At 55.2% G+C, this 14,789-nt stretch carries 13 protein-coding genes; 8 read left to right on the top strand and 5 right to left on the bottom strand.

Annotated elements, in window-relative coordinates; all coding sequences use genetic code 11:
* Positions 1 to 16: 16 nt before the first annotated feature.
* Positions 17 to 559, top strand: a complete 543-nt coding sequence (zapC, locus tag ACOTXF_RS14020; RefSeq protein WP_023292867.1) for a cell division protein ZapC — start codon at positions 17 to 19, stop codon at positions 557 to 559.
* Here zapC and ACOTXF_RS14025 read toward each other — a convergent pair.
* The gene (locus ACOTXF_RS14025) at positions 556 to 1,665 is read right to left on the bottom strand and encodes a YcbX family protein (RefSeq protein ID WP_047745095.1); all 1,110 of its coding nucleotides are present in this window, start codon (positions 1,663 to 1,665) and stop codon (positions 556 to 558) included. The two genes, zapC and ACOTXF_RS14025, sit on opposite strands and share 4 nt — an antisense overlap.
* A 98-nt stretch (positions 1,666 to 1,763) precedes the next feature.
* Between ACOTXF_RS14025 and rlmKL the strand changes: the two genes are divergently transcribed.
* The 6 genes from rlmKL (at position 1,764) to rmf (ending at position 9,690) form a co-directional block, all read left to right on the top strand.
* Positions 1,764 to 3,872, top strand: coding sequence for a bifunctional 23S rRNA (guanine(2069)-N(7))-methyltransferase RlmK/23S rRNA (guanine(2445)-N(2))-methyltransferase RlmL (gene rlmKL, locus ACOTXF_RS14030; RefSeq protein ID WP_021240859.1), 2,109 nt, complete (start codon positions 1,764 to 1,766; stop codon positions 3,870 to 3,872).
* A 12-nt stretch (positions 3,873 to 3,884) separates the two neighbouring features.
* Entirely contained in the window at positions 3,885 to 5,792 is a 1,908-nt protein-coding gene (locus tag ACOTXF_RS14035) for an ABC transporter ATP-binding protein (RefSeq protein WP_048962068.1), read from the top strand.
* 13 nt (positions 5,793 to 5,805) lie between these two features.
* Positions 5,806 to 7,059 (top strand): membrane integrity-associated transporter subunit PqiA, encoded by a 1,254-nt coding sequence (gene pqiA, locus ACOTXF_RS14040; RefSeq protein WP_047745096.1) that lies wholly within the window; start codon positions 5,806 to 5,808, stop codon positions 7,057 to 7,059.
* Positions 7,060 to 7,063: 4 nt separating this feature from the next.
* Positions 7,064 to 8,704 carry an intermembrane transport protein PqiB gene (gene pqiB, locus ACOTXF_RS14045; RefSeq protein ID WP_008499933.1) on the top strand — a complete coding sequence of 547 codons (1,641 nt, stop codon included), beginning with the start codon at positions 7,064 to 7,066 and terminating at the stop codon, positions 8,702 to 8,704.
* Positions 8,701 to 9,267, top strand: coding sequence for a membrane integrity-associated transporter subunit PqiC (gene pqiC / locus ACOTXF_RS14050; RefSeq protein WP_047745097.1), 567 nt, complete (start codon positions 8,701 to 8,703; stop codon positions 9,265 to 9,267). Before pqiB ends, pqiC begins: the two co-directional genes overlap by 4 nt.
* Positions 9,268 to 9,522: 255 nt before the next feature.
* Entirely contained in the window at positions 9,523 to 9,690 is a 168-nt protein-coding gene (gene rmf / locus ACOTXF_RS14055; protein ID WP_013097261.1) for a ribosome modulation factor, read from the top strand.
* A 70-nt stretch (positions 9,691 to 9,760) separates the two neighbouring features.
* Here rmf and fabA read toward each other — a convergent pair whose 3' ends face one another.
* Positions 9,761 to 10,279, bottom strand: coding sequence for a 3-hydroxyacyl-[acyl-carrier-protein] dehydratase FabA (gene fabA / locus ACOTXF_RS14060; protein ID WP_008499931.1), 519 nt, complete (start codon positions 10,277 to 10,279; stop codon positions 9,761 to 9,763).
* 68 nt (positions 10,280 to 10,347) lie between these two features.
* Positions 10,348 to 12,108, bottom strand: coding sequence for an AAA family ATPase (locus ACOTXF_RS14065; protein ID WP_421635285.1), 1,761 nt, complete (start codon positions 12,106 to 12,108; stop codon positions 10,348 to 10,350).
* A gap of 186 nt (positions 12,109 to 12,294) precedes the next feature.
* Here ACOTXF_RS14065 and matP point away from each other — a divergent pair, with 186 nt between their 5' ends.
* Entirely contained in the window at positions 12,295 to 12,747 is a 453-nt protein-coding gene (gene matP / locus ACOTXF_RS14070) for a macrodomain Ter protein MatP (protein WP_008499929.1), read from the top strand.
* A gap of 64 nt (positions 12,748 to 12,811) precedes the next feature.
* Here the strand turns inward: matP and ompA are convergent, their stop codons facing one another.
* Positions 12,812 to 13,867 (bottom strand): porin OmpA, encoded by a 1,056-nt coding sequence (ompA, locus tag ACOTXF_RS14075; RefSeq protein ID WP_045417251.1) that lies wholly within the window; start codon positions 13,865 to 13,867, stop codon positions 12,812 to 12,814.
* 354 nt (positions 13,868 to 14,221) lie between these two features.
* Positions 14,222 to 14,731, bottom strand: a complete 510-nt coding sequence (sulA, locus tag ACOTXF_RS14080) for an SOS-induced cell division inhibitor SulA (protein WP_023618859.1) — start codon at positions 14,729 to 14,731, stop codon at positions 14,222 to 14,224.
* Positions 14,732 to 14,789 lie beyond the last annotated feature (58 nt).

The following is a 14,789-nucleotide window of genomic DNA, read 5'->3' on the forward strand; positions in this document are numbered from 1 at the left end:
GGGACGGGAGAGAAACATGCGAATTAAACCTGACGATAACTGGCGCTGGTATTTTTGCGACGAGCATGACCGAATGATGCTCGACTTAGCCAATGGCATGTTGTTTCGCTCTCGTTTTGCCCGCCGAATGTTAACCCCGGACGCTTTTTCCCCGTCAGGCTTTTGCGTTGATGACGCTGCGCTTTATTTCTCCTTTGAGGAAAAATGTCGCGATCTGATGCTCTCGAAAGAGCAGCGCGCCGAGCTGGTATTAAATGCGCTGGTGGCTATCCGTTTCCTGAAGCCGCAAATGCCAAAGAGCTGGCATTTCCTGCCGCACGGCATGAACTGGACCCCGGCAACGGGCGATGCGGCCAGCGTCAACCTGAGCGATACCGCAGAAGAGGTGAGCCTGCTGGTGGTGGAGCCAGGCGATAATGCCGCGCTCTGCCTGCTGGCCCAGCCTGGCGTGACGATTGCCGGGCGGACGATGCAGCTCGGGGATGCCATTAAGGTCATGAACGACAGGCTGAAGCCCCAGCTTCGCGTGGATGCCTTCAGCCTCGAGCAGGCGGTTTAAGCTTCCAGCTGTACGGACGTTTTCGGGACGCAGCTACAGCACAGAATTGTGCCGTCATTTCCAATTGCCGACTTTTTCAACGCACTCACTTCGCCATCCACCAGTCTGATACGACAGCATCCGCAAATGCCCGCGCGGCAGGAATAGGGTATGCGGATCCCCGCTTGTTCCAGCTGCTCAAGCAGTACCTGCTGGTTGTTACCCCGGATGACGTTGCCCTGCCAGTGAATATCTACCGCAGAGGCGACGTTCGTCTCAACGTCGACAAACTCCTCCTCCTGACCCGAGCCGTACACTCTTGCTGGCCCACGGGCAAGAATTTCGACCTCATCGCCGACGCGGATCGCGCCGCTGGAGCGCGGAATCAGGTTCTGGCCGAAATCGACATCGCTATTATCCTGCGCGGTGCGGAATGATTGCAGGGTTTTCAACGGTTCGCCGGAAGGATGCTTCTGGCCTTTCTCCGGGCTCACCGTGGTGAAAATGCAGCGGCTGCAGGGCTTCACCACGTCAAAAATGACGCTGCCAATGCGGATCACTTTCCAGATATCTTCGTCCCAGGCCTCGGCACCCGTCACCACCAGGTTCGGACGGAACTGTTCCATCTGAACGCTGGCTTTGCAGCGGCCCTGTAAATCACGCAGCGAGGCTTCGTTCGTCAGCAGGAACGGGAAGCCATCGGCAAAGGAGAGGGGAACGGCGTCGTGGCGCTTCACGCGACGCGTCAGTTCAGGTCCAACCCACCGCAGCTGCACGTCGCGGGAGAAGAAGCCGCTTAACCAGCGGTTAATTTCATCCGGGGCGATGCGCGCGGTAAAGTGGTTCCCCCACACTTCCGTTGGCGCATCGACGGGCGCAAAATCAGCAAAGCGAATCACCGCGCTGGAACCGTCCGGCGCGGTAAGATGCAAACCGTCGTGAAGCGGGGAAGGGGTAAAGCGAACCATCTGAGGGAACTGGCGTGCGGTAATAAACGTACCGTCAGGCTCGGTGACCATAAAAATTCGATCGAAGGCGAATCCGCTCATGTCGGCCAGCGCGTGAGAGACGCCGATGCCGCGCATGGATTTCACCGGATGAATAAAAAGCCTGGATAACGTCGCCACTGCACACTCCCTCGAATGAAAATAAGCCTTCAACTTTATGACATACACGCCATATTAGCTATAATGCGCGACAATTTTCTAAGAGTAAAAGTGACGATATGAATTCTCTGTTTGCCAGTACGGCCCGTGGGCTGGAAGAGCTGTTAAAAACTGAACTGGAAAGCCTGGGCGCACAAGAGTGTCAGGTGGTTCAGGGTGGTGTCCATTTTGAGGGCGACACGCGGCTTATTTACCAGAGCCTGATGTGGAGCCGCCTGGCGTCGCGCATCATGCTGCCGATGAAAGAGTGCAAGGTTTATAGCGACCTTGACCTCTACACCGGCGTACAGATGATCGACTGGACAGAGATCTTCACCCCGAATGCCACCTTTGCGGTCCATTTCAACGGCGTGAACGACGAGATCCGCAACAGCCAGTACGGTGCCCTGCGCGTAAAAGACGCCATTGTGGACTGCTTTACGCGTAAAAATAAGGAACGTCCGAACGTCGATCGTGAAAACCCGGATCTGCGTATTAACGTCTGGCTGAACGGCGACACGGCGAGTATCTCTCTCGATCTGAGCGGCGCGGGCCTGCACCTGCGCGGCTACCGCGATCGTACCGGCATGGCACCCATCAAAGAGACCCTGGCGGCCGCCATTGTGATGCGCTCCGGCTGGCAGCCGGGCACGCCGCTGCTCGACCCGATGTGCGGTTCCGGTACCCTGCTGATTGAAGCGGCCATGCTGGCCACCGACCGCGCCCCGGGACTCCATCGCGGCCAGTGGGGCTTCAAAGGCTGGGCGCAGCACGATGAAGCGCTCTGGAAAGAGGTCAAAGACGACGCGCAGACCCGCGCACGTAAGGGGCTGGCGGAATATACCTCTCATTTCTACGGCTCCGATAGCGACCCTCGCGTCATTGAGCGCGCGCGCAGCAACGCCCGCCGTGCCGGTATTGGCGAGCTGGTCACCTTCGAAGTAAAAGACGTGGCGAACCTGACCAACCCGCTGCCAAAAGGCCCGTACGGTACCGTGATCAGCAACCCGCCATACGGCGAACGTCTCGACAGCGAACCGGCGCTGATTGCCCTGCACAGCCTGCTTGGCCGCAACATGAAGGACCACTTCGGCGGCTGGAACCTGTCTCTGTTCAGCGCCTCGCCGGAACTGCTGAGCTGCCTGCAGCTGCGTGCCGACCGCCAGTTTAAGGCGAAAAACGGCCCGCTGGACTGCGTGCAGAAAAACTACCATCTGGCGGAGAAAGCGGCCGACAGCAAGCCGTCCGGCGTGGCGGAAGATTACGCTAACCGTCTGCGCAAGAACCTGAAGAAATTTGAGAAGTGGGCGAAGCAGGAGGGCATTGAATGCTACCGCCTGTATGATGCCGACCTGCCGGAGTACAACGTGGCGGTTGACCGCTACGCGGACTGGGTGGTGATTCAGGAATATGCGCCGCCGAAAACCATTGATGCGCAAAAAGCGCGTCAGCGCATGCTGGACGTTATTGCCGCCACCATCGCCGTGCTGGGTATTGCGCCAAACAAGCTGGTGCTGAAAACCCGTGAACGTCAGAAAGGCAAAAATCAGTACCAGAAGATGGGCGAGAAGGGCGACTTTATCGAAGTGGGCGAATATAACGCCCGCCTGTGGGTCAACCTGACCGACTATCTGGATACCGGCCTGTTCCTCGACCACCGTATCGCCCGCCGCATGCTGGGCCAGATGAGCAAGGGCAAGGACTTCCTGAATCTCTTCTCCTATACCGGCAGCGCCAGCGTGCATGCTGGTCTGGGCGGCGCGCGCAGCACCACCACGGTGGACATGTCCCGCACCTATCTGGAGTGGGCGGAGCGCAACCTGCGTCTTAACGGCTTAACCGGGCGTCAGCATCGCCTGATGCAGGCTGACGTGCTGGGCTGGCTGCGCGACACCGACGAGCAGTTCGACCTGATCTTTATCGATCCGCCGACCTTCTCCAACTCCAAGCGTATGGAAGATAGCTTTGACGTTCAACGCGATCACCTGCGCCTGATGACCGACCTGAAGCGCCTGCTGCGTAAAGGCGGCACCATTATGTTCTCGAACAACAAACGCGGCTTCCGTATGGATCATGACGGCTTAGCAGCCCTGGGACTGAAAGCACAAGAAATCAGCCAAAAAACGCTGTCTCAGGACTTTGCCCGTAACCGTCAAATCCATAACTGCTGGTTGATTACCGCGGTCTGAAAGGAAAAATAAATGTCTTTAATTAGTATGCACGGCGCGTGGCTCTCTTTCAGCGACTCACCGCTTCTCGACAATGCAGAGCTGCACATCGAAGATAACGAGCGCGTCTGTCTGGTGGGCCGTAACGGCGCGGGTAAATCCACACTGATGAAAATCCTTAACCGTGAACAGGGTCTGGATGACGGGCGCATTGTTTACGAACAGGATCTGATTGTCTCCCGCCTGCAGCAGGATCCACCGCGTCACGTGACCGGCAGCGTGTACGATTTCGTGGCGGAAGGGATCTCCGAGCAGGCTGAATACCTGAAGCGCTATCACGAGATTTCGCATCTGGTGATGACCGATCCGAGCGACAAAAACCTCAACGAACTGGCAAAAGTGCAGGAGATGCTCGATCACCACGGTCTGTGGCAGCTTGAAAACCGCATTAATGAAGTGCTGGCGCAGCTCGGTCTGGAACCCGACATGGAGCTGTCGGCGCTCTCCGGCGGCTGGCTGCGTAAAGCGGCCCTGGGTCGTGCGCTGGTCAGCGGGCCGAAGGTGCTGCTGCTGGACGAACCGACGAACCACCTGGATATTGAGGCGATCGACTGGCTGGAAGGCTTCCTGAAAACCTTCAGCGGCACCATCATCTTTATCTCGCACGACCGTTCGTTTATTCGCAATATGGCGACGCGCATTGTCGACCTCGACCGCGGCAAGCTCGTGACCTATCCCGGCGATTACGATACGTATCTGCTGGAAAAAGAAGAAAACCTGCGCGTGGAAGAGCTGCAGAATGCGGAGTTTGACCGCAAGCTGGCGCAGGAAGAAGTCTGGATCCGCCAGGGCATCAAAGCCCGCCGTACCCGTAACGAAGGCCGCGTGCGCGCCCTGAAGGCGATGCGACGCGAGCGCAGCGAACGTCGTGAAGTGATGGGCAGCGCCAAAATGCAGGTGGAAGAGGCGTCCCGTTCCGGCAAGATTGTCTTTGAAATGGAAAACGTTAACTATCAGGTTGACGGTAAAGTGCTGGTGAAAGACTTCTCGGCACAGGTTCAGCGCGGCGACAAAATCGCCCTGATTGGCCCGAACGGCTGCGGTAAAACCACGCTGCTGAAACTGATGCTCGGCCAGCTGCAGGCCGACAGCGGACGCATTCACTGCGGGACCAAGCTGGAGGTCGCCTACTTCGACCAGCACCGCGCGGAGCTGGATCCGGACCGTACGGTGATGGACAACCTCGCCGAAGGCAAGCAGGAAGTGATGGTGAACGGCAAGCCGCGCCACGTGCTGGGTTACCTGCAGGATTTCCTGTTCCATCCGAAGCGCGCCATGACGCCGGTGCGCGCGCTGTCAGGCGGTGAGCGCAACCGTCTTCTGCTGGCGCGCCTGTTCCTGAAGCCAAGCAACCTGCTGATCCTCGATGAACCGACCAACGATCTGGATGTCGAAACGCTGGAACTGCTGGAAGAACTGATTGACGGTTATCAGGGCACCGTGATGCTGGTCAGCCACGATCGTCAGTTCGTTGACAACACCGTGACCGAGTGCTGGATCTTCGAAGGTGAAGGGCGAATTGGTCAATATGTCGGCGGTTATCACGATGCAAAAGGGCAGCAGGCACAGTCGCTGGCGACGAAGCAGTCAAAGTCCAAAACAAGTTCTGAACCTGCTGTAACAAAAGCAGAAACTGTCAAGAAAACCTCGGCTAAACTAAGCTATAACCTGCAGCGCGAACTGGAGGGGCTACCGCAGCGTCTTGAAGAGCTGGAGGCTGCGCTTGAGGATCTGCAAAAACAGGTTGCTGATGCGTCATTCTTTACCCAATCGCATGACTATACTCAGAAAGTATTGGCTGAAATGTCCGCGGCTGAAAAAGCCCTGGAAGATGCCTTTGAGCGCTGGGAGTACCTTGAGTCTCTGAAAAACGGCGCATAAACAGGGATAACATATGTGTGACCAGCACCATGCCGACAGGCATATTTTATGCTCGCAATGCGATATGCTCGTGGCGTTGCCAGAGCTTGGTCACGGACATAAAGCCCTGTGTCCACGCTGTGGCGCGACGTTGACAACCGAGTGGGACGCGCCGCGGCAGCGTCCTACTGCTTACGCGCTGGCAGCACTGTTCATGCTGCTGCTCTCTAATCTCTTCCCCTTCATCTATATGAAGGTGGGGGGGATCACCAGTCAGGTGAATCTGCTTGAAATCCCGGGCGTGATGTTCTCGGAAGATTACGCCAGCCTGGGGACCTTCTTTCTCCTGTTTGTCCAGATAGTCCCGGCTTTTTGCCTGGTCGTCATCCTTTTGCTGGTGAACCGCGTCAGGATGCCGGCACCGCTGAAAATCCGACTTGCGCGTATTCTGTTTCAGCTCAAAAGCTGGGGGATGGCCGAGATCTTTCTGGCGGGGATCCTGGTCAGTTTCGTGAAGCTGATGGCGTACGGCGACGTGGGGATTGGCAGCAGCTTTATTCCCTGGTGTCTGTACTGCGTCCTGCAGCTGCGCGCTTTCCAGTGCGTGGACAGACGCTGGGCGTGGGATGATATCGCCCCGGCACCGACGCTTGCGCAGACGGTGAAGGTCGGCGTGCCCGGCATTCGTCAGGGGCTGCGTTCCTGCCCGTGCTGCACCGCCGTGCTGCCCGCCGATCTCGACGTTTGTCCGCGCTGCGAAACGAAAGGGCACGTGCGCCGTAAAAATAGCCTGCAGTGGACGATGGCGCTGCTGGTCACGTCCGTCATGCTGTATCTGCCAGCCAATATTCTGCCAATCATGATCACCGATTTGCTCGGCGACAAAATGCCCTCGACGATCCTGGCCGGGGTGATACTGCTCTGGGGCGAAGGTTCCTATCCGGTCGCTGGCGTCATCTTTATCGCCAGTATTATGGTGCCCACCTTAAAAATGATCGCCATCGCCTGGCTCTGTTGGGATGCGAAAGGTCATGGGAAACGCGACAGCGAACGCATGCACCTGATTTATGAAGTGGTCGAGTTTGTCGGACGCTGGTCAATGATTGACGTGTTTGTCATCGCCGTTCTCTCTGCGCTGGTGCGGATGGGCGGTTTGATGAGTATTTATCCTGCGATGGGGGCTTTAATGTTTGCACTGGTCGTGATCATGACCATGTTTGCGGCAATGACCTTCGACCCTCGTTTATCGTGGGATCGTGAGCCTGAATCAAGCCATGAGGAAGAGTAAGAGCATGGAAAATAAGAGTGGAGAGGCGAAAGTGCAGAAGGTCAAAAACTGGTCTCCGGTGTGGATTTTTCCCATCGTGACTGCGCTGATCGGTGCCTGGATCCTGTTTTATCATTACAGCCATCAGGGGCCGGAAGTGACGCTGATAACCACCAATGCCGAGGGGATTGAGGGCGGTAAAACGACCATCAAAAGCCGTAGCGTGGATGTGGGCGTGGTGGAAAGCGCAACCCTGACCGACGATTTAACCCATGTGGAAATTAAGGCGCGCCTGAATGCCGGCATGGAAAAACTGCTGCACGGCGATTCCGTTTTCTGGGTCGTTAAGCCGCAGGTGGGGCGTGAAGGGATCAGCGGCCTGGGGACGCTGCTCTCGGGTGCCTACATTGAGCTGCAGCCGGGGGCTAAGGGTAACCAGCCAGCCCAATACCAGCTTCTGGATTCACCGCCGCTTGCACCGCCTGATGCCAAGGGCATCCGCGTGATCCTCGACAGTAAAAAAGCGGGTCAGCTCACGGCGGGCGACCCGGTTCTGTTCCGCGGCTACCGCGTCGGTTCGGTTGAGAAAAGCACGTTTGATCCACAGAAACGCGCGATCAGCTATCAGCTCTTCATTAATGCGCCAAACGATCGCCTGGTTACCAGCAACGTCCGCTTCTGGAAAGACAGCGGGATCGCGGTGGATCTGACTTCGGCAGGCATGCGCGTTGAAATGGGTTCGCTGACCACGCTGTTTGGTGGCGGCGTGAGCTTTGACGTGCCGGAGGGCCTGGATTTAGGGCAGCCGGTCGCAGAGAACACCGCTTTCCGTCTCTTTGACGATCAAAAAAGCATTCAGGATGCGCTCTATACCGATCACGTTGACTTCCTGATGTTCTTTAAAGACTCCGTTCGCGGCCTGCAGCCGGGGGCGCCTGTTGAGTTCCGCGGCATTCGTCTCGGTACGGTTGGGCAAGTGCCGTTCTTCGTTCCGGGCCTTCAGCAGGTGCTGGATGATGATTACCGCATTCCGGTACTGATCCGCATTGAACCAGAGCGTCTGCTTAATCAGATTGGTGAAAATCAGGATATCGCGACTCATATCACCCAGCTGATGGAACGCGGTCTGCGCGGGTCGCTGAAAACCGGCAACCTGGTCACCGGTGCGCTGTATGTGGATATGGACTTCTACCCGAAAGCACCGCCGATTACCGGTATCCGTGAATTCGGTGGCTACAAGATCATCCCAACGGTGAGCAGCGGTCTGGCGCAGATCCAGCAGCGTCTGATGGAGACGCTGGATAAGATCAACAATCTGCCACTGAATCCGATGATTGAAGCGGCAACAAACTCGCTGAGCGAAAGCCAGGCAACGATGCGCCGTCTGCAAACCACGCTGGATAACATCAACAAGATTACGGCGAGCCAGAGCATGCAGCAGCTGCCGCAGGACATGCAGAAAACGCTGCGTGAGCTGAACCGCAGTATGCAGGGCTTCCAGCCGGGATCAGCGGCCTATAACAAGATGGTGGCAGATATGCAGCGTCTTGATCAGGTCCTGCGTGAACTGCAGCCGGTGCTGAAAACGCTCAACGAGAAGAGCAATGCGCTGGTGTTCGAAGCGAAAGATAAAAAGGATCCTGAGCCGAAGAGGGCAAAAGAATGAAAAAATGGCTATTGATGGTTGGCGCTCTGCTGTTAACGGCATGCAGTTCAGGGGGAGATAATAAAAGCTATTATCAGCTGCCTGTGGCAACCCACAGCGGTGGGCAAAGCACGGCCAGTCAAGGAAACCGCCAGCTGTGGGTTGAGCAAGTCGCCGTGCCGGATTATCTGGCAGGAAACGGCGTGGTCTATCAGACCAGCGACGTGAAATACGTGATTGCGAGCAACAACCTGTGGGCCAGCCCGCTGGATCAGCAGCTGCGCAACACGCTGGTGGCCAATCTGGGCAGCCAGCTTCCGGGGTGGGTAGTCGCATCGCAGCCGCTGGGTAACGATCAGGATACGCTGAACGTCACCGTAACGGGCTTCCACGGCCGTTATGACGGTGCGGTGGTCATCAGCGGGGAGTGGTTGCTGAACCATCAGGGGCAGCTGATTAAGCGTCCTTTCCATCTGGAGCTGAAGCAGCAGAAAGATGGCTATGACGAAATGGTGAAAGTCCTGGCTCAAGGATGGGCGCAGGAGTCGGCAAGCATCGCGAGAGAGATTTCCCGGCTGCCATAAGTAAAATTCATCATCAGAAACCGCAATCGGTCTGTCGCTCATTGCGGTTTTTTTTCGTTTTCAACTCAGGTTGTTACTTGTGCCACGTCACAATTTTTGTACAAATGAACTTCCAGCTAGGTCACAAATATGACACCCGTATGAATTTTGAACATTGACGATGCGACTAATTCGGGGTATTCGTTATCTGTGCCTGTGCAGATAGTGCAGACACTGTTTTCTTTCCACCAGACAAAAGAATGAGGGAAACGAGGCATGAAGAGACAGAAACGAGATCGCCTGGAACGGGCTCATCAACGTGGTTATCAGGCCGGCATCGCTGGACGTTCTAAAGAAATGTGTCCTTATCAGACGATAAATCAAAGGTCACAATGGCTTGGAGGCTGGCGAGAAGCCATCGGCGACAGGGCACTCATAGCCTGATAACGTCTCTTTCAAAAAAGAAACCTCCGCAATGCGGAGGTTTCGCCTTTCTGGAGGTGCGAAAGCACGATCAGAAGGCGGACGTGTCCTGGAACAGGCCAACCTTCAGGTCGCTTGCGCTATAGATCAGACGACCGTCTACCAGCACTTCGCCATCTGCCAGGCCCATAATCAGGCGGCGGTTAACGATGCGCTTGAAGTGAATACGATAGGTCACTTTCTTCGCCGTAGGCAGAACCTGGCCGGTGAATTTTACTTCGCCTACGCCCAGCGCGCGGCCTTTACCTTCACCACCCAGCCAGCCCAGATAGAAGCCAACCAGCTGCCACATGGCATCCAGACCCAGACAGCCAGGCATTACCGGATCGCCAATAAAGTGGCAGCCGAAGAACCACAGGTCCGGGTTGATATCGAGTTCTGCTTCTACGTAACCCTTATCGAAGTTGCCGCCGGTTTCGGTCATTTTCACGACACGGTCCATCATCAGCATGTTCGGGGCCGGTAACTGTGGGCCTTTCGCGCCAAACAGTTCACCGCGACCAGAGGCAAGAAGATCTTCTTTTGTATAGGATTCGCGTTTATCTACCATGTTCTCAGTAAGCCTTATTTTAGTGAAGGACGCAGGATAGCTAACACGTGTACGCTGAACAAGTCCGATCAGTTCGAACTAAACCAGCCCAGCCAGCGTAACGGCCATGGATAACGGTGACGAGCATCCTGCTGTGTTGCCTGAGCAATGCGCTCCTGCATAGTCTGCATCAGGGTGGTTTGCCCTTCGCCATCCCATACCAGGTTTGTCAGTAAGGGTAGTGCATCCTCAATCCCTTCGATGGCCCAGATAGCGAACTGCTCTTGTTCAACCGCATCCAGAATCTCCTGGCTGAGGCTTAAATGGCGTGCGTTGGGAGCCGGAATAATCACACCCTGCTTGCCGTTTAAACCGCGCTGCTGACAAATAGAGAAGAAGCCTTCAATTTTTTCGTTGAGGCCACCCACAGGCTGCGCACGACCGAATTGATCCACCGAACCGGTGATCGCGATGTTCTGATTGATGGGCACTTCCGCCAGGGCGCTGATTAAGGCGCACAGTTCAGCCATAGAGGCGCTATCGCCATCCACTTCGCTGTAGGACTGCTCAAACGTCAGCGAGGCGGAGAAGGGGATCTGCTGCTCAAGCTGCAGTTCAGACATCAAAAACGCCTGCATGATCATCATGCCTTTGGCGTGAATGTTTCCGCCCAGCTCGGCTTTGCGTTCGATGTCGGTAAACTCGCCATCGCCAATATGCACAACGCAGCTAATACGGGACGGCTCCCCGAACGCGCGCGGATGGCCAGGGAATTCAATCACCGACAGGGCGTTGATCTGTCCGACGCGTTCGCCTTCGGTTTCCACCAGAATTTGTTCCAGCAGAATTTCATCCTGCATACGGTCAGCAAGATAGCCTTCCCGCCACTCACGCTGAGCCAGCATCTGGGTGAGCTGCTCCCCGCTGAACGCACCGCTACCGCTCACCACGCCCACTTCACGCAGCTGTTTGCCGATCCAGAGCGGGCAGAGTGGCAGCGTTTCCTGGTCACCGGTATAACGCACCGCTTCGCGGATCAGGCCTGGCCATGCGTCAGCCGCAGGCGTTGGCAGCGCAAAACGTTCAGCAACGGCCATCACCCACTGGCACCACTGCGCCATATCGTCGGCATCGGCAATCTGGATATTGTCTTCGTATTCGCTATACACCGCCTGTTCAGCCAGTTCAGGCTCCATTTCCTGGAAGTCTGCCAGCGATTCACGGTCGCCCGTCAGCACGACGGTTAATGACAGCGGCATAGACGGAACCGAGACAGGCAGAGGACGAGACTCATCGTAGCCGACCCAGTCGAAACGCTGCTGATGCACGATGGTTTTCAGACGCATCCACAGCAGCGGCTGCGAGAGCAGGGTACGCAGCGAGATGATCAGGACACCGCCATTTGCGCGATGTACCAGCCCAGGCTGCAGCGAAAGCTCGCCGTTAAACTGGCGCAGACAACCAAAGAGTTGTTCAGCCTCGACCCAGTTCGCGGTAATCACCTCGCCCTTAGCGGCAAAAAGGCCGTCAGCCTGCGCCGCCGGTTCGAAAGTTACATTATGTCCAGCGATACGATACTGGCCGCCAAAAACGGCGTTCGCTTCCGGCTTTAGCTGACGCACGGCATCCCCGAACAACGTCAGGTATTCCGCTTCTTCCGGGGCTTTGAGCAGCATGAAAGGCGCAGTTGCCCAGGGGCTTAATACCTGCTCCAGCGCATAATGCAAACGGGGCTGCGTATCGCTAAGGATGAATTCGTGTTCTTTTGCGAGATCTGGCTGTGCAAACAGTTCCTGATAACTTTCGGTATCCGGAACAAGGTCACGCCATGCAAGTTTCGTAATGGTCAAAGTTGATGTTTTTTAGTCAGATGTAAAAGCGTGGAGTATACCGTAAGCGGGGGGCTCTACCCAAGCAGGATTGGGGATTTCGACAGGGTGATTGGCTGCATTCACTCACAGGATATGATTTCTTTTCAGCAGATTGCTAAAAAACTGATATTCTGAACAGAGTTACGTGGTAACACTGAGATCGCAATGAAATATCAACAACTGGAAAATCTCGAAAGCGGCTGGAAATGGAAGTACCTGGTCAAAAAGCACCGTGAAGGGGAGCTGATCACCTGCTACATCGAAGCCAGCGCTGCGCAAGAAGCCGTGGATATTTTGCTGACCCTCGAAAACGAACCGGTACAGGTCAACGGCTGGATTGAGAAACACATTAATCCTGCGTTGTTAAACCGGATGAAGCAAACTATCCGCGCGCGACGCAAACGGCATTTTAATGCTGAGCACCAGCACACGCGCAAAAAATCAATCGACCTGGAATTTGTTGTCTGGCAGCGCCTGGCCGGGCTGGCACAACGACGGGGTAAAACGCTGTCGGAAACCATCGTGCAGTTGATTGAGGATGCAGAACATAAAGAGAAGTACGCCAACCAGATGTCGACACTGAAGAATGACCTTCAGGCGCTGTTGGGTAAAAAGTAGTTTTTTACTTTTCTTCAGACAATAAAAAACCCCGCATTGCGGGGTTTTTTTATAAGACGATAACTTATGCCGCTGGCTGAGTTACAACGTCTTTGATGCCTTTAACTTCGATCTCTACGCGACGATCTGGAGCCAGGCAGTCGATCAGTGCAGCGCGAGCTTTCACGTTGTCACAGGTGTTGCCAGTAACTGGGTTAGATTCGCCCATACCACGTGGGGAGATCTTGTTAGCTGGGATACCTTTAGAGATCAGGTAATCAACAACAGACTGAGCACGTTTCTCAGACAGTTTCTGGTTGTAAGCGTCAGAACCGATACGGTCGGTGAAGCCCAGAACCACTACAGAACCGTCTTTAGGATCCAGGTTGCTCAGCTGGGTGTACAGCTGATCCAGTGCCTGCTGGCCTTCTGGTTTCAGAGTCGCTTTGTTGAAGTTGAACAGAACGTCAGACTTCAGAGTGAAGTGCTTGGTCTGTACTTCTGGAGCTGGAGCCGGCGCTGGAGCAACAACTGGTGCTGCTTCTTCCTGCTGGCCGAAACGGTAGGAAACACCTACGCTCAGCATGCCGTTGTCTGGACGAACACCAACGGTGTTGCCGTCGCCGATGTTGTTAACCCACTGGTATTCCAGACGGGTAGCGATGTCACGGGTCATAGCCCACTCAACGCCACCAGCGAATACTGGGGAAACACCGGTGTCATGGTCGTCGCCAGCGTTGCTGTTGCTGGAGTCAGCGCGCCATACCATGCCGCCCAGACGGGTGTACACGTCCAGATCGTCGGTTACTGGGTAACCCAGTTTAGCGGTCAGCTGTACGCCCTGTGCTTTGAAAGCGCCATTGGTGTTGTCGCCTTTGTATGGCATACGACCTAACCAGTCGTAACCCATTTCAAAACCAACATACGGGTTAACCTGATAGCCACCGAACGCACCTGCACCAAGCTGGCTCTCGTGAGTCGGGCCATCATTGTTGTTTGCGCTGTTGTACCAGCCGGTGTCGTGGAACTGAGACCAGCCCAGTTTACCACCTGCATACCAGGTATTATCTTTCGGAGCGGCCTGCGCTACGGTAGCGAAGCCAGCCAGTGCCACTGCAATCGCGATAGCTGTCTTTTTCATTTTTTGCGCCTCGTTATCATCCAAAATTCGCCATGAAAGTCTCAAGAGAGAATCACGGTTAAATCCTTCACCGGGGGGCGTGGTCAAATATAAATCTACCGATATCTTCGGCTTAGGCCGAGCACCCCTGGCGATGTAAAGTCTACAACGTAGCTGAAAACTTACAAGTGTGAAGTCCGTCAGGCATAGGAAAAAAAAAGTTCCGTATACCGATTATTTAACATTTTTTGAACGAATTTTGTGCAATAAAATTAAGGAGAACCGCACCAGACAAGCCTTGCCGCAATTTTAAGGCCGGGAACTAAAATCCCATCTTGCGGTCAAAAAAAATTCCAGGAAAAATCTTAATTTCACTCAATGATACAAATTTGAGTGAATTTTTAGCCCTGAAAGTTGTCCTCTGCGGTAAGAATCCGATCGAACCGGACGCATAATGAACCCGATCGCATTCCCTTCTTCAGCGGCTTCAGTCAGTCGGAAATGTTCCTCTTCCGTCAATTCTTCCGGTAACCAGCCAATCACCACGCTGTAATTTCCTGTGCGTAACGCGCGGATCATCGACTCAACGGTATCGCAAGGCGAAAGTTGATTAATCTGCATGACCTTGGTCAGCGGAAGGCCTGCGGATTGAACCCACTCGCGACTCAGCTTTTGCTGAGGCGTGAGCCAAAGCTGCCAGCGCGATTGCTGACCGAGCTGTTGTAATAATGGCAGTAAAAGAAGTTGCGTTAACAAGGGCTGGTCTTCACGATAAACCACTTCACTGATAAGCCCTGTGGAAACACGCTCGACGGAATTTTGCGCGACATTGCCTGCGGCAGAAGAGAGAGAGGTTGCGCGATTTGCATAGCCTGAAGTGTGCATATTCATTCCAGCCCTGTAGTTACTGTATGGATATACAGTAACCCCTGTATGCCCAAAG

Origin of the sequence: Enterobacter cloacae complex sp. IR53041 (assembly GCF_049238285.1) — a bacterium.
GTDB classification, from domain to species: Bacteria; Pseudomonadota; Gammaproteobacteria; order Enterobacterales; family Enterobacteriaceae; genus Enterobacter; species Enterobacter roggenkampii.

Excerpts from the sequence above, each read along its gene's own strand:
- zapC (WP_023292867.1), top strand. The coding sequence starts at position 17 with ATGCGAATTAAACCTGACGATAACTGGCGCTGGTATTTTTGCGACGAG.
- rlmKL (WP_021240859.1), top strand. The coding sequence starts at position 1,764 with ATGAATTCTCTGTTTGCCAGTACGGCCCGTGGGCTGGAAGAGCTGTTA.
- ACOTXF_RS14035 (WP_048962068.1), top strand. The coding sequence starts at position 3,885 with ATGTCTTTAATTAGTATGCACGGCGCGTGGCTCTCTTTCAGCGACTCA.
- pqiA (WP_047745096.1), top strand. The coding sequence starts at position 5,806 with ATGTGTGACCAGCACCATGCCGACAGGCATATTTTATGCTCGCAATGC.
- pqiB (WP_008499933.1), top strand. The coding sequence starts at position 7,064 with ATGGAAAATAAGAGTGGAGAGGCGAAAGTGCAGAAGGTCAAAAACTGG.
- pqiC (WP_047745097.1), top strand. The coding sequence starts at position 8,701 with ATGAAAAAATGGCTATTGATGGTTGGCGCTCTGCTGTTAACGGCATGC.
- rmf (WP_013097261.1), top strand. The coding sequence starts at position 9,523 with ATGAAGAGACAGAAACGAGATCGCCTGGAACGGGCTCATCAACGTGGT.
- fabA (WP_008499931.1), bottom strand. The coding sequence starts at position 10,279 with ATGGTAGATAAACGCGAATCCTATACAAAAGAAGATCTTCTTGCCTCT.
- matP (WP_008499929.1), top strand. The coding sequence starts at position 12,295 with ATGAAATATCAACAACTGGAAAATCTCGAAAGCGGCTGGAAATGGAAG.
- ompA (WP_045417251.1), bottom strand. The coding sequence starts at position 13,867 with ATGAAAAAGACAGCTATCGCGATTGCAGTGGCACTGGCTGGCTTCGCT.
- sulA (WP_023618859.1), bottom strand. The coding sequence starts at position 14,731 with ATGCACACTTCAGGCTATGCAAATCGCGCAACCTCTCTCTCTTCTGCC.